This window comes from Pseudomonas sp. NPDC079086 (assembly GCF_044542155.1).
Lineage (GTDB): Bacteria > Pseudomonadota > Gammaproteobacteria > Pseudomonadales > Pseudomonadaceae > Aquipseudomonas.
This window is the reverse complement of sequence record NZ_JBITTY010000003.1, coordinates 261,367-279,217: the sequence shown is the minus strand read 5'-3', so window position 1 is coordinate 279,217 and position 17,851 is coordinate 261,367. Positions and strand designations below refer to the sequence as shown.

Genomic DNA, 17,851 nt, shown 5'->3' with positions numbered 1-17,851 from the left:
GCCGATGATGCAAGGCGCGCCGCAGGCAGGTGAGTGATTTATAGCCGGATGAAGCCGGCTCTTTTGCTGTCGTTACCTAGGGCATATAACGCTGAAGCAACTCGGCTTCACGCATTTCGCGTTGTTGGCCAAGGGTTTGCCAGAAACGCATGGCTAGCTGCGGGTGGCGTTGGTAGAACGGTTGTGACAGCGGTAGGTGCCAGTCCGCTTGGAGCAAGGGTCGCGGGAGAAACTGCAGCTGTTCTTGCAGCTGCAATTCGGCGATCAGTGCCCGGCTGATATTGCGTTCGATCACAAAGCCATCCAGGCGCCCGCTGGCCACCAGCAGCAGGGCTTTGTCGGGTTGCAGTGAAAGGCTGTTAAGGGCGCCAAGATCGGTCAAACGTTGGCGGGTGAGATAACCCAGCGGCGAGCTCAGGCCGTACTTGAGGTTGGCGAAGCGTTGGCCATCCCAGGTCAGGTGGCCGCCGCGGCGAGTGGCAATCGGGTAGTCGACCTGCCAGAGCCGATACTCTCGCTGCACTGGCTGGCCACGTTGCGGGTCACGGCCGGGGAACTGGCCCCAGGTGTCGCGTTCTGCCTGCCAGATGGCCGGGAAGATGCCATCCACTTCGCCTTTTTGCAGGGCAAGGATGCACCGTTTCCAGGGCTGGCGTTGCCAGTCGATGGTCAGCTCGGTCTGCTCTGCGGCCGCCTGAATAAGCTCCAGCAGAATACCGGGGCCAGGCGCTTGTGCGTTGTTTGCGGGGAAGGTGAACGGCGGGTGATCCTGCAGCTGGTAGCACAGGCGCAGAACGGATGGGCCCCCGGCCTTGAGCGTCTGGGGCAGCAGTATGAGTACAAGCAGTAAGCTGGAGATGGCCACTTGCATGATGCTTTGTCGCCGTGGGTGGTGGAACACCCGGCAGCCTCAATGGGCTGCACTCTACGTTGCCTGTCCTTTCTTGATTGTGGCCGTGCTGGGGTATTAGTCAATGCCGTGGAACATTCTTGTAAGCCTCAGAAGCCTGCAGCGTCGATATCGATCAGCAGCAGCCGTTTGCCGTTGTCGATAAATTGTCCGGCGGTCAAGCAGTACTGGTTGGTGGTGGCGTCGCGGTAGGTGCTGGAGAGAATCAGCCGGCGTTCTTCCCAGCCTTCTGCCAGTAGTTGGTAGAAGTACGGTCGCCATGACCAGTTATGGCCGACGTAACGCGCATCGCTGTGCCAGGCATGTTCGCGCCATTCCAGATTGGCGGTTAGTTGGGTGCCGTGACGGTCGCATTGAAAGATGCGCAGCAGCCAAGGTGAGGCGTGCGGTTGCGGCAGTTGATCGGGCTGCGCGCCGTCTTCGATCCAGGCCTTGAAGCTGTTCATCAGTTCGCCCAGCTGCTGGCGCAGGGTCATCAGGCGTGCGCGCTCGGCGAGTTTTTGCTGCACATAGTGGTCGCGCAGTTGGGCAAAACGTTTGACGAAGGCGTTGCTGTTGAAGAAAGCCTCTTCGGGTTTGGCAAACAAATAACCCTGCACATAGCGCGCGCCGCACTCCAGGGCGAAGTCCAGCTCCGCTTCGGTTTCCACGCCTTCGGCAATGATCCAGCAACCGGTCTTCTCTGCCATTTGCGCGAGGGCTTTGACCACTTCACTGCTTGGCCCGCCACGGGCGGCCTGCTGAAACAGGCGCATGTCCAGTTTCAGGATGTCCGGTTGCAAGGCCAGTACGCGGTCTAGCTGCGAGTAGCCGGCGCCAAAGTCGTCGATGGCGATGCGTGCGCCAGCCTCTCGATAGCGCTCCACTACGCCGGGCAGGCGCGCGCTGGCGCCGCCCAGTTCGGTGATTTCAAAGACGATGCGTGCGGGGTCGATGCCGCTGCGTTGCAGTTGTTTGAGGCTGGGCAAGGCTTGTTCGGGGCGCAGTCGGCTGATCCAGCGTGGCGAGATATTCAGGCTGAGAAACCAGTCCTGCGGGGCTTCATGAAAGCGAGTCAGGGCTTGTTCGCGCACTTCACGGTCGAGGCGGCGCAGGGCAGTAGGCGGGGTTTTCGGGTCACTGAATAGCGGGCCTGCCGAGTGCAGCCGGCCATCAGCGCTGCGCAGGCGCGCCAATGCTTCGACACCGGCAATGCGTCCGGTGGCGGTATCGATAAAGGGTTGGAAAACAGCAAGCGGATGACCGTTGAACACTGCGCAGTTCCTTAGCCAGGCAAAGACGCCCCGGTGGGCGACGTAGCCAGGTGACTAAGCAAGATCGTGGCCAGCTTAATCCCCTGTGTGGGTATCTTTAGTCGTGTCTGCCGATGTGTCCGGGCGTCGCGGCGGATTGCGCCGCAGCAGCGGGAAGGCGATCAGGGCGATGCGCAGCCAGCGTCGCCAGTGGCCACGGCGGATGCCGAGGGTGGCCAGCAGCAGTGCGCTACCCGCGACCCAAATTGGTGCGTTACTGTTGCCCAGCTCTTCACGCCAGTGGTTGCGCCAGTATTGGGCCTGGCGCAATGGCTGCAGCATTACCAGGGTTTCATGGCGCAGTTCCTGGCGGTGCATTTCCAGACGCATGCGCAGCATGGTTTTGCGCAGCTCGCGGCGCGAGGCCTTGGCGGGTAACTCGGGCATAGTCATGGCAGCAGTTGCTCACGGTCGCGGGCTAGTTCTTCAAGGCTGGCGCTGAAGGGCGTAGGGGCATTGCGTACACGCTGCAACAGCATGATCAAGGCGCTCAGCAGTCCCAATGCATAGAAGGCGCAAAGGGCGCTGATAACCAGCAGGCGGTGTGTCTCCCAGAAGGCAATCAGTAGCGCGGCAGACAGGCCGATGATCAGCAGCAGGCCGAACAGCAGGCTTAGGCTGGTGAGTACCAGCAGGCTAAGGGTATGGCTTTGCTGCTCTTTGAGCTCTTCGCCAAATAGCGCGATATGGCCCTGCAATAACCCCAGCAAGGCGCTGCCAAATCGCCGTGGCGAGCTGCCGCGACTTGGTGGGGTAGGCGGTGTTGCATCCATTAATCTTCTCTTTAACGGCGGGTAATCAGCATACCCAGGAGCAGGCCAATAGCGGCAGCAATGCCGATGGTTTGCCAAGGATGAGTCTGCACATAACCTTCGGTGGCATCTAGCGCTGCTTTACCGCGTGCATGCAGAGCGTCTTCGGCGTTATGCAGGGTGCTGCGTGCGCGGCCCAAGCTGCCGCGGATCTGCTCGCGCAGCTCTTCGGCTTGCTCGCCTGCGAGGCTGGCCGAGTGCTGCAGCAGGCTTTCGGTGTCGCGTACCAACGCCTGGAATTCGTCAAGTAACTGATCCGAGCTGGACGATACGGGGGTCTTACGAGCCATGGTGTCTCTCCTTCCTGACTGGACAGTGTAGGGGGTTCGAGTCCCCTGCGACGCAGGGGTTCATTTTTTCTTCTGCGCGTGCGGATGCTGCTGGCTTATTGGCTGGTACAGCGCTTGCATTGCGCTGGTGCGCGCTCTTGCAAATACGCTCCTTTATGGGGCTGCGAGGGTTTTGGCCAGGACGCCGTGGTGCATCAATAACTTACTAATAACTATGGAATAAGTACTTCGAAGTAAGGTTTAGCGAGCACTGGCTTGGTGCTATGTAGGCTCTGCTTCGGCTAGGTGGTTCGTGATAAATGCCGCTATATGGTGCGTATTTATTGGTTTGTGATCCGCTTTGGTGCTTTTTCCCGCGACGGAGTTTTCTTCGCAGATGGAAAACATCAACAGTGCTGTGGAAACCCTGATTCACGGCTCCAATACCCTGTTTATCTTGCTCGGTGCCGTGATGGTGCTGGCCATGCACGCCGGCTTTGCCTTTCTTGAAGTAGGCACGGTGCGGCAAAAGAATCAGGTTAATGCCTTGTCGAAGATCATCTCCGACTTTGCCGTGTCGGCCCTGGCCTATTTCTTTGTTGGCTACTGGATCGCTTATGGCGTGACCTTCCTTGAGCCGGCCAGCGTGCTGACGGAAGGCAACGGCTATGCCTTGGTGAAGTTCTTCTTTCTGCTGACCTTTGCTGCGGCCATTCCAGCGATCATTTCTGGTGGTATCGCCGAGCGCGCCAAGTTCGGTCCGCAGTTGTGTGCCACGGTGCTGATCGTGGCCTTTATCTACCCCTTCTTCGAGGGGGTTATCTGGAACGGCAACTACGGCGTGCAGGCCTGGCTGGAAGCGCAGTTTGGCGCGGCCTTCCATGACTTTGCCGGTTCGGTAGTGGTACACGCGATGGGCGGCTGGCTGGCCTTTGGCGCAGTTATTTTGCTGGGGCGCCGCAATGGACGTTATCGCGATGGTCGTCTGGTGGCTTTTGCCCCGTCGAATATTCCGTTCCTGGCGCTGGGCTCATGGATTCTGATCATCGGCTGGTTCGGCTTCAACGTGATGAGTGCGCAGACCTTGGGCAGCGTCAGCGGTCTGGTCGCAGTCAACACCCTGATGGCGATGGTCGGCGGCACGGTGGCGGCCTTGGTTGTTGGGCGTAATGACCCGGGCTTCCTGCATAACGGCCCGCTGGCTGGCCTGGTGGCGGTGTGTGCCGGTTCTGACTTGATGCATCCGGTCGGCGCTCTGGTCACTGGCGCCATTGCCGGTGCGCTATTCGTCTGGGCATTTACCGCGACCCAGGTGAAGTGGAAGATCGACGACGTGCTCGGCGTATGGCCGCTGCACGGTCTGTGCGGCGTATGGGGCGGTATTGCTTGCGGTATCTTCGGCCAACAGGCACTGGGTGGCCTGGGCGGTGTAAGCCTGACCAGCCAGTTTGTTGGCACCGCACTTGGCGTGGTAGTGGCCTTGATTGGCGGCGTACTGGTGTACGGCGTGCTGAAAGCCACCGTGGGCATTCGCCTGAGTCAGGAAGAAGAGTATTACGGTGCCGACCTCTCGGTGCATAAGATTGGCGCGGTTAGCCAAGACTAATTGCAGCGTTTGCATAAAAAAGGCCCGGAAAATATCCGGGCCTTTTTTGTTACCGCCAAGTTGCTGTTACAGCAGCGGCAGGGTGTAGCTGACAATCAGGCGGTTCTCGTCGATGTCGTTGGCAAAGTTCGAGCGCACAGTCGCATTGCGCCAGCGCACGCCGAGGTTCTTCAAGGCGCCTTCCTGGAATACATACATCAGCTCAGAGTTACGTTCCCACTCTTTCCCTTCGGAAGCAGCGGCACCGCGGTCAACATTGTCACCGGTCAGGTAACGGGTCATGAATGTCAGGCCGGGGATGCCGATTGAGGCAAAGTTGAAGTCATAGCGCGCTTGCCAGGACTGCTCGTCCTTATTGGCAAAGTCGCTGATCTGCACGTAGTTGACGAGGAACGGGTCGGTGCCATTGATATAGGCAAAGCCGGTGTCACCGCTCATCTTTTGGTAGCCCAGGCCGAAGCTGTGACCTTCAATGCCGTAGGTGACCATAGCGCCCAGGGCTTTGTTATCAATGTTGCTACGGTTGTCGTCGGTGGAGCGGGCATAACGCAGATCGGTCTTCAGCGTCTGCTTGTCTGCCAGTGGCAGCACGTGCACCAGGCTGAAAGAGTTCTGCTTGTACATGTCCTCCAGGTCGGAGTGGTAGTAGCCAGCAGTTAGATCTTTAGTGATTTTGTAGTTGCCGCCGAAGAAGCTGAACGAGTCGGTGGTAGCGCCGCCGGTAGTGGTGATGCCGCGACGTCCACCAGTGGTCAGGGCGATATCTTCATAGTCATTGGAGTTACGGCCGTTGACTTCACGCACATGGCCAATGTCCAGAGTCAGGCCGTCGATTTCCTGGGAGACCAGATGGCCGGCCTGGAAAACCTGTGGCAGCAAACGGCTGTCACTGGAGGAAATGGCCTGGTTCTTGAACTGCATACCGCCAATACGCAGGGTGCTTTTGGATATCTTGGCTTTGGCCGCTACGGCCAGACCGGAGTAATTGTCCTGCGAACCGCCGGACGAACGATCTGGTACCAGCAAGCCGCTACCAGCGGTACCGTCACCGGAGTCCAGCTTGAAGCCGAACATACCGATGGCATCGGCGCCGAAACCGACGGTGCCTTCGGTGTACCCGGAGTCCATGCGCAGGATAAAGCCTTGCGCCCATTCTTCTTGCTTGTGCTGCGCAGCGCCTTCCTGTCGGAAATCACGGTTGAAGTAGAAATTACGCGCTTCGACGGTGGCTTTGCTGTCCTTGATGAATTCTGCCTGGGCCAGCGATGGCAGGGTGAGGCAGGTGCCCACTGCGGCGAGTGCCACAGCGCGGGCGAGGGGAGATTGAGTCATTATTGTTAGCTCCTCGTGTGTGCGGGTCGGCTTGTAGTCGATCTGTTACAGCGAGGCGCAATAGAGCATGGGCGTGGGGGCTTAGCCTTTAGACTTTGGTCTGCTCGGGTACACGCTTAAAAGGCTTGGCGCGGGTTTGTTGTCGCCGCTGTCGCTCTAGCGTGGGTGGTGTGCCGTTGATCGGGTTATCCGCAGCTAGACTAAAGTTTTACCCCGTACGGCCGCCAACCAGTCAGATACACCGCCTAGGAACTTTGCCATGAACCCCCTGGCCGCAAATTTATCCTCTGCTTCACGTCCTACCTCCGCTACTGCTCAGCCGGTTGTGCGTAATGCTGCCGATGCGCAGGCAACACTGGCCAACCGCCTGGCTGAACGTCTCGGGCTGGAGCCTGGGGCGCTGGCCGGCAAGGCTAATGACTACACCCCGGAGAAAGTCGCCGGGCGTATTCTCAGTTTTATCGAGCAGCGCCTGCAAAGCGAACAAGCGGCTGGTGCCGACCCAAGCAAACTCAAGGGGTTGCTTGAGCAGGCCCGCAGCGGCGTGGAAAAGGGTTTTGCCGAAGCGCGAAAGATTCTCGACGGTATGGGCGTGCTGCAAGGCAAGGTGGCGAGCGATATTGACGACACCTACCAGAAAATTCAGGACGGTTTCAGCGACCTGAATAAGCGCTTTAATCCGGATGCCGCACTGGTTGAGGGTTCAACCAATATCGCCGCTTACAGCGAGCGCTTTGCCGCGCAAGCGGAAACCTTCGATATGGAAGTGACCACCCGTGATGGTGACCGCCTGCGTATTTCTATCGCCCAGGCTTCGGCCAACTGGTCGCAGAGCGGCGTTGTCGCCAGCAGCAATGGCAACGGCAGCTCGGTAGTCGCCAGCAGCCAGTCCGGCAGCATGCAGATCGGCGCCTGGCAGGTCAGCGTTGAAGGTGAGCTGGATGACGAAGAGCGCGCAGCGCTGGAAAAACTCTTCGGCCAGGTGCAGGACCTCTCCAACAAGTTCTATGCCGGTGATCTGTCCGGTGCCTTCGACCGCGCCATGGCGCTGGAAATGGATGGCGAGCAGTTGGCGTCTATGTCCCTGCGTCTGACCCAAACCACTGTGCGTCAGGCGACCGATGCCTACAGCACTGTGGCGCAAGACGGCGGCCAGGCGGCCAGCGCAGTCAACAGCTCGTTGATCGACTACGCCCAGGGCTTGCTTGAAGCGCTGCGTAGCGCCAATCAGGTGGCTGAAGAAGGCACCGCTAAAACCAGCCTGCTGGATATGCTCAAAGGCGGCTTCTCGCTGGATGAGCGTTTCGACAGCGGCCGCCTGGACAAGGCCGAGCAGCTCAACAGCCGTTTGCTCGATGGCCTGCAAAATCTGCTTAACCCCGCATTAGACAGCACCAAGTCCACGGACGCCTGAGCCTGGGGCAGTGCTAAACTGCACCTCCAGAAGTTAGTGGAGGTGCGCAGATGCTCCCTGAATGCCAATTATTCGGTACGCTCGGCTGCCACCTGTGCGAGGTGGCCGAAGCTTTACTGATGCCTTTTGTCGAGCACGGCCTGTTGGTCGAGCTGGTCGATATTGCCGAGCATGAACACTGGGTCGAAGACTACGCTCTGCGCATTCCGGTACTGCGCCGCATCGATACCGGGGCCGAGTTGAACTGGCCGTTTGAGGCTGAACATATCGTCGAATTCTTGCGTGATAGCCATGGATAACGTGTTGGCAGGGATGACGCTTTTACAGGAAACATACGCATGAGCATCGTGTTGGGTGACGCCTTGTCGCTGCTGCTGTTTCGTTTGCACAGCGGCCGCTTGTTAGGGATAAACCTGCTCAAGGTCCAGGAAATTATCCCTTGCCCAACGCTGACCAAACTGCCTAGCCGTCACCCCCATGTACGCGGGGTGGCTACTTTGCGCGGTTCTGCGCTGACGGTGATCGACTTGGGCAAGGCCATTGGTGAGCAGGGCGTCCCCGGCAGCAAAGATGGTTGCCTGATTGTTACTGAGTTCAGTCGCTCGCGTCAGGGGCTGCATGTGCAAAGCGTGGAGCGCATCGTGCAGTGCTCTACCCGCGACGTCCGCCCGCCGCCGGCAGGTTCCGGCAGCAAAGCTTTTATCACCGGGGTGACGCAGATCGACGGCAAGATTGTGCAGATTCTCGATATCGAGAAAGTCCTGCACGAACTTGCGCCGATGATTGTTGAGGAGCTGGACGAACAGCTGTTGTCAGAAAGCGAGCGCGCGCTGCTCAAGGGGCGTCGCGTATTGGTGGTGGATGACTCCCACGTCGCGCTGCATCAGACCATGATTACCTTGCGCAAGCTGGAGCTGGATTGCCAGATGGTACGCAGTGCGGCCGACGCGCTTGAGTTGCTGCAGAAGCAATTTGATGCTGGGGAGCAAATCGAGGTGCTGGTGTCGGATATCGAAATGCCGGAAATGGACGGCTACGACCTGGTGCGTACGCTGCGCAAGAAGCCGGACATCGGCCAGATCTATGTGCTGCTGCACACCTCGCTCGACAGCACCATGAACACCGAAAAAGCCAAGGCAGTCGGCGCCAATGACGTGCTGACCAAGTTCTCCACCGTCGACCTGAGCAAGGCCTTGGTGCATGCCTTTGAAAGCTTGCAATAGGTTTTACACAGGCACAAAAAAGCCCGCGTTTAAGCGGGCTTTTTTGTGGATTTTGGTCGGAGAGACAGGATTCGAACCTGCGACCTTCTCGTCCCGAACGAGACGCGCTACCAAGCTGCGCTACACTCCGGATGGGTCAAGATTTTACTGAGAAAGTCTTACCGCACAAGCGGTTAGGATTTAATTTTTTCTATTGGCCAAGCGCTTTGAATATATCGATCAGAGCCCAGGCGCTGGGCAAATAGTGCGTTGCAACGCCTGGGTTATCGGCTTACAGCTCTTTAACGGTACGTACTTGATCTTTGTTGACCTTGGCGCGTTTGCCATCGAGTTGTTCAAACTCGTAGAAGCCCGAATCCTCGTCAAAATTCGGCTCGTCGATGGTCTGAATTTCGCGGCCATCATTAAGGGTAATTACTGTTGGGGACGCGCAACCTGTCAGCGCGACCAGGCCCAAGGTAAGCAGCAATGCTGGAATAATCCGCTGAGTCATGGGTTTCTCCTTGATTGATAGAGGTTTTTACCCTGCATGTGACGAAAACTTACCGATCAAGTTCCCTTGTCAGCATTTATCCGTGTGTCGTCAGCAAGTCTGGGGTGTTGAGGTTGGCCAGACGAGGGTCACCGAGCGGGCATTCGACTGTCAATGGGTCAAGGCTGCGCAACCAGCGTTGCGGGCTGCGCTCACCGGCTTGCCAGGCCTTTTCCAGGCCGGCATGCAGTGCACAGGGAATAACGCTGAACAGCGGTTCAAGAAACTCGCCTTGGCGCACCACAACTGCGCGCTCACCGGCCAGGCTTAGCAACGCGAACAGCAGCGTCCTGTCGAGTCGCGGCGCATCGCACGGCAAGATCAACAGATTAGCTTGCTGTGCGACGCGTAGGCCGGCGCGAATGCCCGCCAGCGGGCCCTGGAAATCGCCACTGCCTTTGCCTGAAGGGTCATCTGCAATCAGGCAATCCGCAAAGGGCGCATAACGCTCGGCGTTGCGGTTGCAGGAGATTATCAAGTCGTCGGTCAGCGGTCGCACCAGCTCGTGCAACCAGGCAATCAGCGGGCGGCCTTGCCAGTCGAGCAGGCCCTTGTCGGCACCGCCCATACGCTGCCCACGGCCGCCAGCAAGCAGCAAAACCGAACAGCGTGGTAGGGGGGCAGAAGCGGGCATGCGCAGTCTCCGAAAGCGGGCCTGTGATATAACGGCGGGCATTATCGCTCATAACTGGAAGCCTGCCATGAACCACAAGGCCGAGGCACATTTCGTGCCCTTGAATATTGCGGTGTTGACCGTCAGTGACACCCGCAGCCTGGATACCGACACCTCCGGCCAGCTGTTTGTTGACCGCCTGCAAACCGCCGGTCACCAGCTCGCCGCACGGGTTTTGCTTAAGGATGATCTGTACAAGATTCGCGCTCAGGTGGCGACCTGGATTGCCGAAGATCAGGTACAAGTGGTGTTGATCACCGGCGGCACCGGCTTTACCGGCCGCGACAGCACCCCGGAGGCCGTGAACTGTCTGCTGGACAAACAGGTCGATGGTTTTGGCGAGCTGTTCCGGCAGATTTCCGTGGCGGATATAGGCACCTCGACCGTGCAGTCCCGCGCTCTCGCTGGCCTGGCCAATGGCACCCTGGTGTGCTGCCTGCCAGGCTCGACCAATGCCTGCCGCACCGCCTGGGACGGTATCCTCGCTGAGCAGCTGGATAACCGCCACCGCCCGTGCAATTTCGTCCCGCACCTCAAGTCGGTGGCCGCCTGCGAGAGCCGTGGATGAGCTGCTGTGACAAGCCGGGATTGATGCCCGTTGAGGCGGCGCTGGCGCGTTTGCTGGCGCAGGCCGAGGCCAGCGCGATTGTTGAATGCGAGCGGGTCAATCTGAGCGACGCCGCTGGCCGGGTATTGGCCGAACCGTTGCTTGCTCAGCTTGATCTGCCGCCTTGGGACAACAGCGCCATGGACGGCTACGCCCTGCGCCTGGCCGACTGGAATGACGAACCTCTGGTCGTCAGTCAACGTATCCAGGCCGGTAGCGCGCCCGCACCTTTGCAGCCCGGCACCTGTGCGCGGATCTTTACCGGCGCGCCTCTACCTGCCGGCGCCGATACCGTGGAGATGCAGGAAAACGCCGTGCTCGCTGAGGATGGTCGCGTTGCCTTTAGCGAGCCGCTGAAGCTTGGGCAGAACGTGCGCGCCCAGGGGCAGGAAACCCGTATCGGCGATTCCGTATTGCCGGCTGGTACTCGTCTGGGGCCTATTGAACTGGGTCTGGCTGCATCCCTAGGCTGCGCCGAATTGACCGTGCGCCGGCGGCCACGTGTGGCTGTGTTGTCCACCGGTGATGAGCTGATCGAACCGGGTCAGCCGCTGGGGCCTGGGCAGATCTACAACAGCAATCGACGTTTACTGATCGCCTGGCTGCAGCGTCTGGGCTGCGAGGTAGTGGACGGTGGAATTCTGCTCGATGACCTGGAGTTGACCCGCGCAGCGCTGGGCGCCTTGCGTGATGTTGACCTGATTCTTTCCACCGGCGGGGTGTCGGTGGGCGAGGCAGATTTCCTCGGCATGGCCCTGCGTGAGGAAGGCGAGCTGGCGCTGTGGAAACTGGCGATCAAACCTGGCAAACCGCTGACCTGCGGGCAGTTCCGCGGTGTGCCGGTGATTGGTCTGCCGGGTAATCCGGCGTCGACTCTGGTGACCTTTGGCCTGCTCGCGCGGCCCTATCTGCTGCGCCGTTTAGGTGTGCAGCGGGTTGAGCCGCTGGGTTTTCCGATGCCTGCGGGTTTCGCTTGGAGTAAAGCTGGCAATCGCCGCGAATACCTGCGCGCGCGCCTGGAAAATGGCCGTGTGGTGCCTTACCCGAACCAGAGCTCCGGGGTGCTGCGTAGCGCCGCTTGGGCCGAGGGTTTTGCCGAGGTGCTGGAGAACACCACCTTGGGCGAGGGCGATAGCCTGCGGTTTATTCCGCTTAGCGAGATTCTCGGCTAGCGCCATTAGGCATTGCGTTGGCTTTCGCGAAATTCGCCGGGGGTCTGCCCGGTCCAGCTCTTGAAGCTGCGGTGAAATGAGCGTGATTCGGTAAAGCCCAGATAGCTGGCGATATCCTGTATCGCCAGGTCGCTGCGCAGCAGGTAGTGCTCGGCCAGTTCCTGGCGCAACTCATCGAGAATCTGCTGGTAGCTGGTGCCGGCTAGCTGCAAATGACGCTGCAGGGTGCGCACCGTCATATTGAATTTCTCCGCCACCCGTTCCTTGCGCGGCAAACCATCCTTGAGCAGCAGGCGTAGGGCGTTCTTGACCCGTTGCGGCAGCGGCTCGTTGTCGTCCAGTCCGGCCATCAGGGTCAGGGCGTGCTCTTCCAAGGTGCGCAGCAGGTTGGCGTCGGCCTGACGCAGCGGTACCGCCAGGTACTCCAGTGGCACGATTAGGGCGTTGCAGCTTTGCTCGAAGCGAATCGGGCAGCCGAAAATCGCCTGGTACTCAGCAATATCGACGCCCTCAGGCAGGGCATGCTCGAACCACACCTCGCGCGGCGAACTGTCCGAATCGGAGATCCAGCGTGCATACAGCAGCCAGGAGGCCAGCACGTTTTCCACCATATGGCGGCGGATCGGTTCAGCCTGATGGCGGCAGGTCCAGATCAGGCGAACGTGGTCGCTGGCCGCCTCGACCCGGCTGACGCCCATATCACCCACCAGTTTTTCATAGGGCACGATGCGGCTCATGGCCTCACCGAGGGTCGCGCAGTTCATGGTGATATAGCCGAGTACGCTCCAGGAACCAGGCTGCACAAAGCGCGCGCAATGCAGGCCGAACAACGGATCTCCAGACACCCGTAGCAGGTGCGCAAGCAGGCGTTCGTGGGTTTCGCTGGGGATGCGCTTGCCGTTGTCGGCCAGGTCCTCGGCCTTGATGCCGGCCGCCGTCAGTGCCTGGTCGATATCCAGAGTCAATTGCTCAGCATGGCGCAGGTACTTGAGCAGCGAGGGGACGGAGGTATAGCCGAGGTTTTCCATGAGCCTGCTCTTATTATGAGTGCATATTCTGATTGTCTTGATTGGCGATAACGCCTGGCTCGATACGACAGTGACGCTTTGTAACGGCCCGCTAGTATAGGCAGCCATCAAGGGTGACTGAAATATCCGGGAGACACAGATGCGACGTTGGAACGGCTGGGGTGATGAAGCAACAGTGGTGGAGCTGCCGAGCCATGGCGAGGCTTTTCTTGCCGAACTGGTCGGCCCTGGCCAATTGCTTGCCGATGCCAGTCTGGAGCAGGTGCTGGCGCAGGTGCCGGCCTCACGTCTGCAGGCCCATCCGCTGATCTGCCTGAATGCCGAAGACCGTGTGCGCCATGCCCGCGGCCAGAGCCTGCCGGACTGGCTGGCGATGCGCTCGGGTGATTTTGGCGTGTTCCCCGACGGCGTAGCCTATCCGGAGAGCGCCGCGCAGATCCGCGAGTTGCTTGCCTGGGCCAGCCAGCAGGACCTGATCGTGATTCCCTATGGCGGCGGCACCTCGGTGGCTGGGCATATCAACCCGCAGGCTGGCAGCAAACCGGTGCTGACCCTGTCGCTTGAGCGCATGGGCAAACTGATTGAAATCGATCACGACAGCCTGATCGCCACTTTCGGCCCCGGCGCCAATGGCCCGCAAGTGGAAAGCCAGTTGCGCGCCCAGGGCTATACCCTTGGCCATTTTCCGCAGTCCTGGGAGCTGTCGACCCTCGGCGGTTGGGTCGCCAGTCGCTCCAGCGGCCAGCAGTCGCTGCGCTACGGGCGTATCGAGCAGCTGTTTGCCGGCGGCAAGGTCGAGACCTTCGCCGGTACCCTGGATATTCCGACTTTCCCGGCTTCTGCCGCCGGGCCGGACCTGCGCGAAATCCTTATGGGTTCGGAAGGGCGCTTCGGCATCATTTCCGAGGTCAAGGTGCGTATCACCCGCCTGGCCGAGCAGGAAAATTTCTACGCGGTGTTCCTGCCCAACTGGCAGCAGGCGCTGAGCGCCATTCGCAGCCTGGCTCAGGCGCGGGTGCCGTTGTCGATGCTGCGCCTGTCCAACGCCATTGAGACCAAAACCCAGCTGGCCCTGGCCGGCCATCCGCAGCAGATCGCCTGGCTGGAGAAATACTTGGCCCTGCGCGGCGCCCGTGAGGGCAAGTGCATGCTGACCTTTGGCGTCACCGGCAGCCGCACGCAGAATGCCGCTTCGCTGAAGCAGGCAAAGAAGCTGCTCAAAGGCTTTGGTGGCATCTTTACCGGCACTCTGCTCGGTAAAAAATGGGCAGAAAACCGTTTCCGTTTCCCCTACCTGCGCCATGGCCTGTGGGCCGCCGGTTACGCGGTGGACACCCTGGAAACCGCCACCGACTGGAGCAACGTCGACAGCCTGCTGAACAAGCTCGAAGCCAGTTTGCGCAACGGCCTGGGTGAAGAGGATGAGCAGGTACACGTGTTTACTCACCTGTCCCACGTCTACAACGAAGGCTCGAGCATCTACACCACTTACGTGTTCCGCCCCGGCAGTGACTACGCCGAGGCCATGGCGCGCTGGCAGAAACTCAAGCATGCCGCTTGCCTGACCATCGCCGAGAACCGCGGCACCATCAGCCATCAGCACGGTGTGGGTCGTGATCATGCGCCTTACCTACCGGTAGAGAAGGGCGAGCTGGGCATGGCCGCGCTCAAGAGCCTGGCCGGGCATTTCGACCCTGAACAGCGCCTGGCCCCTGGCGTGTTGCTGCAGGATTAATGATGACTAACTGGAACGCCGCCTGGCGCGAGCAGGCTCTGCCTGAACTGGCTGCACGCGACTGGGATTTGATCGTCGTGGGCGGCGGTATCAGCGGTGCCGGTATCCTCCGTGAAGCGGCGCGGCGTGGCTGGAAGTGTCTGCTGCTGGAGCAGCGCGATTTCGCCTGGGGCACCTCCAGTCGCTCCTCGAAGATGGTCCACGGCGGCCTGCGCTATATCGCCAAGGGCCAATTCGCCCTGACCCGCGATTCGGTGCGCGAGCGCCAGCGCCTGCTGCAGGAAGCGCCGGGCTTGGTCGACCCCTTGAGTTTTATCATGGCCCATTACCAGGGCGGCTTTCCCGGCCCCAAGGTATTTGGCAGCTTGCTGGCGGTGTACGACGCCCTGGCCGGCAAGCGCAACCATCTGTACTACCCCTTGCAGCAACTGCGCTATCTGGCTCCGGGCCTGAAGGAAGACGGGCTGCTGGGCGGTACGCGCTTTTTCGATGCGGTGACCGACGATGCGCGGCTGGTGCAGCGCGTGCTGGGTGAGGCCCGTGCCGAAGGTGGTGAAGCACTGAATGGCATGCGCGTGGCCGAGCTGCGCCGCGAAGGCGGGCAGGTCAGCGGCCTGTTGGCCGAAGATGCCGAAACCGGGAAGTTGTACCGCTTTAACAGCCGCGTGGTGGCTCAGGCCACCGGTGCCTGGGCTGATCAGTTGCGCCGGAAAACCGGTCTGGAACATATTCGCCCGTTGCGTGGCAGCCATCTGTTGCTGCCCGCTTGGCGCCTGCCGGTAGCCCATGCTTTCAGCTTTATGCACGCAGCCGACAAACGCCCGGTGTTTGTCTTCCCTTGGGAGGGCGCGACGGTGGTCGGAACCACTGATCTGGATCACCCGGCACCGTTGGCTGAAGAAGCACGGATCAGCCCGGACGAAGTCACTTATCTGCTCGATGCCTGCGCTCAGCAGTTTCCCGCAACCGGGATAGGTGCGGCCGATGTGCTGTCGACCTGGGCCGGCGTGCGCCCAGTGGTCAGCGATGGTGAACCGGGACGCAAACCCTCGGATGAAAAGCGCGAACACGCGCTCTGGGTTGAACCCGGCTGCGTGACCCTGGCCGGCGGCAAGCTGACCACTTTCCGCCTGCTGGCGCTGGAGGTGCTGCAGGCTTGCGCGCCGATGGTTGGCCGCATAGTGGATGACCATGGCGCGGCGACCTTTGCCGCGGTGTCCAGCCAGCCGATGCCAACGCTAAGCCCGGCTGAGCAGAAGCGCCTAATCGGTCGTTATGGTCGGGCGCTGCCGCAATTGCTGGCGCTGATCGACGAGCTAGGTGTCGAGCAGGTAGTCGGTACTGGCACGTTATGGGCCGAACTGGCGTGGGCCGCTGAGCAGGAGTTGGTGCTGCATCTGGATGATCTGCTGCTGCGCCGTACCCGTTTGGGCCTGCTGTTGGCCCAGGGTGCTGCCGCCGAACTGCCGCGTATCCGTGCATTGTGCCAGGCGCGGTTGGGCTGGGATGACGCGCGTTGGCAGCAGGAAGAGCAGGATTATCTGGCGCTCTGGCAGCGCTGCTACAGCTTGCGCATCGGCGACTGATTAACAGCCAGTAGCCCGAATGCAATCCGGGCTACTAGCGTGTATTTACAGAAAGGGTTGTGCCTTGAGCGATAAAAACTACCTACTGGCCATCGATAACGGCACCCAGAGCATCCGGGCGCTGCTGTTCGATCTTCAGGGCAACCTGCTCGCCAAGGGCAAGGTAGAGCTGGAGGCCTATTACTCCAAGCAGCCCGGCTGGGCCGAGCAGGACCCCGAGTATTACTGGGCCAGCCTGGGTCAGGCATGCGCGCAGCTGTGGCAGCAGGTGGATATCGACCGCAGTCACATCCGTGGCGTATCGCTGACCACCCAGCGCGGCACCCTGATCAATGTTGATGAGCAAGGCCAGCCGCTACGTCCGGCAATGCTCTGGCTGGATCAACGCCAGGCCAAGGTCGAGGGGCGGATCAGCGGGCCCTGGGGTTGGCTGTTCAAACTGGCGGGTCTGCAGGCTACGGTTGATTATTTTCGCGCCCAGGCCGAGGTCAACTGGATCGCGCAGAACCAGCCAGAAATCTGGGCCAATACCCATAAAGTGCTGCTACTTTCTGGCTTTCTCACCCATCGGCTATGCGGCCAGTTTGTCGACTCGCTGACCAGTTGCGTGGCCTACCTGCCGTTCGACTACAAGCGCCTGCAGTGGGCCAAAGCCGGCGACTGGAAATGGCAGGCCATGCCGGTGCGCCGTGAGCAGTTGCCGGAGCTGTGCAAGCCCGGTGAACTGCTCGGCCATATCAGCGCAGCGGCCAGCCGCCATACCGGGATTCCCGAAGGCCTGCCGCTGATTGCCGCCGGTGCCGACAAGGCCTGTGAGGTACTCGGTGCAGGAGGTGTGGAGGCGAGCACCGCCTGCCTGTCCTATGGCACGACGGCAACGATCAACACCACCCGCAGCAAGTACCTGGAAACCATTCCGCTGATCCCGCCATATCCCTCGGCGATTCCCGATCACTTCAATACCGAGGTGATGATCTATCGCGGTTTCTGGATGGTCAGCTGGTTCAAGCAGGAATTCGGCCTGCGCGAGATGCAGCGCGCCAAGGAGCTGGGCGTCGAGCCTGAGGCGTTGTTCGATGAGCTGGTCAACAGCGTACCAGCCGGCTCCATGGGCCTGATGCTGCAGCCGTATTGGTCGCCTGGTATCCGTGAGCCGGGGCTGGAGGCCAAGGGTTCGATCATCGGATTTGGTGACGTGCACACCCGTGCCCATATCTACCGGGCGATTCTCGAAGGGCTGGCGTATGCCCTGCGTCAGGGCAAGGAGAAGATCGAGAAGCGTTCGGGCACCCGTATCACCCGTTTGCGCGTCTCTGGCGGCGGTTCGCAGAGCGATGCAGCCATGCAACTGACTGCCGATATCTTCGGCCTGCCGGCCGAGCGGCCACATCTGTATGAAACCAGTGGTTTGGGCGCGGCGATCAACTGTGCGGTAGGGCTAGGCCTGTACCCGGATTACCCCACGGCGATCGCCGCCATGACTCGAGTTGGCCAGGTGTTTGAACCTAATCCTGAGGCGCAGCGCACTTATCAGCAGCTCTACACCCAGGTTTATCAGCGCATGTACAAGCAGCTTAAGCCGCTGTACCAGACCATCCGCAAAATCACCGGCTACCCGGCTTAAAAGGCTGATCAAGAGCTGGTTAGCGATTTCGCGAGC

At 60.3% G+C, this 17,851-nt stretch carries 18 protein-coding genes and 1 tRNA gene; 9 read left to right on the top strand and 10 right to left on the bottom strand.

What is annotated here, in order from left to right:
• Positions 1 to 76 precede the first annotated feature (76 nt).
• The 5 genes from ACIGEK_RS16065 to ACIGEK_RS16045 form a co-directional block, all read right to left on the bottom strand.
• A complete protein-coding gene (locus tag ACIGEK_RS16065) occupies positions 77 to 871 on the bottom strand; it encodes a substrate-binding periplasmic protein (RefSeq protein ID WP_397494291.1) in 795 nt (264 codons plus the stop codon).
• A gap of 128 nt (positions 872 to 999) precedes the next feature.
• Positions 1,000 to 2,163, bottom strand: coding sequence for an EAL domain-containing protein (locus tag ACIGEK_RS16060; RefSeq protein WP_397494290.1), 1,164 nt, complete (start codon positions 2,161 to 2,163; stop codon positions 1,000 to 1,002).
• Positions 2,164 to 2,238: 75 nt separating this feature from the next.
• Complete coding sequence (locus tag ACIGEK_RS16055; protein ID WP_397494289.1) at positions 2,239 to 2,595, bottom strand: hypothetical protein; 357 nt, start codon at positions 2,593 to 2,595, stop codon at positions 2,239 to 2,241.
• A complete protein-coding gene (locus ACIGEK_RS16050; RefSeq protein WP_397494288.1) occupies positions 2,592 to 2,975 on the bottom strand; it encodes a phage holin family protein in 384 nt (127 codons plus the stop codon). The genes ACIGEK_RS16055 and ACIGEK_RS16050 overlap by 4 nt, the downstream gene beginning before the upstream one ends.
• An 11-nt stretch (positions 2,976 to 2,986) precedes the next feature.
• The gene (locus ACIGEK_RS16045; RefSeq protein WP_397494287.1) at positions 2,987 to 3,304 is read right to left on the bottom strand and encodes a YqjD family protein; all 318 of its coding nucleotides are present in this window, start codon (positions 3,302 to 3,304) and stop codon (positions 2,987 to 2,989) included.
• Positions 3,305 to 3,680: 376 nt separating this feature from the next.
• Here ACIGEK_RS16045 and ACIGEK_RS16040 point away from each other — a divergent pair, with 376 nt between their 5' ends.
• Positions 3,681 to 4,889, top strand: coding sequence for an ammonium transporter (locus ACIGEK_RS16040; protein ID WP_397494286.1), 1,209 nt, complete (start codon positions 3,681 to 3,683; stop codon positions 4,887 to 4,889).
• 66 nt (positions 4,890 to 4,955) lie between these two features.
• On the opposite strand, the gene ACIGEK_RS16035 is transcribed toward ACIGEK_RS16040, so the two are convergent.
• On the bottom strand, positions 4,956 to 6,221 hold the full coding sequence (locus ACIGEK_RS16035) for an OprD family porin (protein WP_397494285.1): 1,266 nt from the start codon (positions 6,219 to 6,221) through the stop codon (positions 4,956 to 4,958).
• 259 nt (positions 6,222 to 6,480) lie between these two features.
• Between ACIGEK_RS16035 and ACIGEK_RS16030 the strand changes: the two genes are divergently transcribed.
• The 3 genes from ACIGEK_RS16030 to ACIGEK_RS16020 are packed head-to-tail and all read left to right on the top strand — an operon-like array spanning position 6,481 to position 8,858.
• Positions 6,481 to 7,635: a DUF5610 domain-containing protein gene (locus ACIGEK_RS16030; protein ID WP_397494284.1), complete on the top strand. Its 1,155-nt coding sequence runs from the start codon at positions 6,481 to 6,483 to the stop codon at positions 7,633 to 7,635.
• A 50-nt stretch (positions 7,636 to 7,685) separates the two neighbouring features.
• Positions 7,686 to 7,934 carry a glutaredoxin family protein gene (locus tag ACIGEK_RS16025; RefSeq protein ID WP_397494283.1) on the top strand — a complete coding sequence of 83 codons (249 nt, stop codon included), beginning with the start codon at positions 7,686 to 7,688 and terminating at the stop codon, positions 7,932 to 7,934.
• Positions 7,935 to 7,973: 39 nt separating this feature from the next.
• Positions 7,974 to 8,858, top strand: a complete 885-nt coding sequence (locus tag ACIGEK_RS16020) for a chemotaxis protein CheV (protein ID WP_397494282.1) — start codon at positions 7,974 to 7,976, stop codon at positions 8,856 to 8,858.
• A 53-nt stretch (positions 8,859 to 8,911) separates the two neighbouring features.
• Here ACIGEK_RS16020 and ACIGEK_RS16015 read toward each other — a convergent pair.
• The 3 genes from ACIGEK_RS16015 to mobA all read right to left on the bottom strand — a co-directional run bounded on the left by ACIGEK_RS16015 (position 8,912) and on the right by mobA (position 10,024).
• Positions 8,912 to 8,988: transfer RNA gene (locus tag ACIGEK_RS16015), tRNA-Pro, on the bottom strand.
• 141 nt (positions 8,989 to 9,129) lie between these two features.
• The gene (locus tag ACIGEK_RS16010; RefSeq protein WP_304862847.1) at positions 9,130 to 9,351 is read right to left on the bottom strand and encodes a YgdI/YgdR family lipoprotein; all 222 of its coding nucleotides are present in this window, start codon (positions 9,349 to 9,351) and stop codon (positions 9,130 to 9,132) included.
• A 76-nt stretch (positions 9,352 to 9,427) separates the two neighbouring features.
• A complete protein-coding gene (gene mobA / locus ACIGEK_RS16005; RefSeq protein WP_397494281.1) occupies positions 9,428 to 10,024 on the bottom strand; it encodes a molybdenum cofactor guanylyltransferase MobA in 597 nt (198 codons plus the stop codon).
• A gap of 67 nt (positions 10,025 to 10,091) precedes the next feature.
• On the opposite strand from mobA, the gene moaB reads away from it, so the two are divergent.
• Complete coding sequence (gene moaB / locus ACIGEK_RS16000) at positions 10,092 to 10,631, top strand: molybdenum cofactor biosynthesis protein B (RefSeq protein WP_397494280.1); 540 nt, start codon at positions 10,092 to 10,094, stop codon at positions 10,629 to 10,631.
• Complete coding sequence (gene glp / locus ACIGEK_RS15995) at positions 10,628 to 11,842, top strand: gephyrin-like molybdotransferase Glp (RefSeq protein WP_397494279.1); 1,215 nt, start codon at positions 10,628 to 10,630, stop codon at positions 11,840 to 11,842. Before moaB ends, glp begins: the two co-directional genes overlap by 4 nt.
• 5 nt (positions 11,843 to 11,847) lie before the next feature.
• On the opposite strand, the gene ACIGEK_RS15990 is transcribed toward glp, so the two are convergent.
• Entirely contained in the window at positions 11,848 to 12,870 is a 1,023-nt protein-coding gene (locus ACIGEK_RS15990) for an AraC family transcriptional regulator (protein ID WP_397494278.1), read from the bottom strand.
• Between the two features lie 139 nt (positions 12,871 to 13,009).
• Between ACIGEK_RS15990 and ACIGEK_RS15985 the strand changes: the two genes are divergently transcribed.
• The 3 genes from ACIGEK_RS15985 to ACIGEK_RS15975 all read left to right on the top strand — a co-directional run bounded on the left by ACIGEK_RS15985 (position 13,010) and on the right by ACIGEK_RS15975 (position 17,815).
• Positions 13,010 to 14,605, top strand: a complete 1,596-nt coding sequence (locus tag ACIGEK_RS15985) for an FAD-binding oxidoreductase (protein WP_397494277.1) — start codon at positions 13,010 to 13,012, stop codon at positions 14,603 to 14,605.
• Between the two features lie 2 nt (positions 14,606 to 14,607).
• Positions 14,608 to 16,191 carry an FAD-dependent oxidoreductase gene (locus ACIGEK_RS15980; RefSeq protein WP_397494276.1) on the top strand — a complete coding sequence of 528 codons (1,584 nt, stop codon included), beginning with the start codon at positions 14,608 to 14,610 and terminating at the stop codon, positions 16,189 to 16,191.
• Positions 16,192 to 16,255: 64 nt separating this feature from the next.
• Positions 16,256 to 17,815, top strand: a complete 1,560-nt coding sequence (locus tag ACIGEK_RS15975; RefSeq protein ID WP_397494275.1) for an FGGY-family carbohydrate kinase — start codon at positions 16,256 to 16,258, stop codon at positions 17,813 to 17,815.
• Positions 17,816 to 17,851 lie beyond the last annotated feature (36 nt).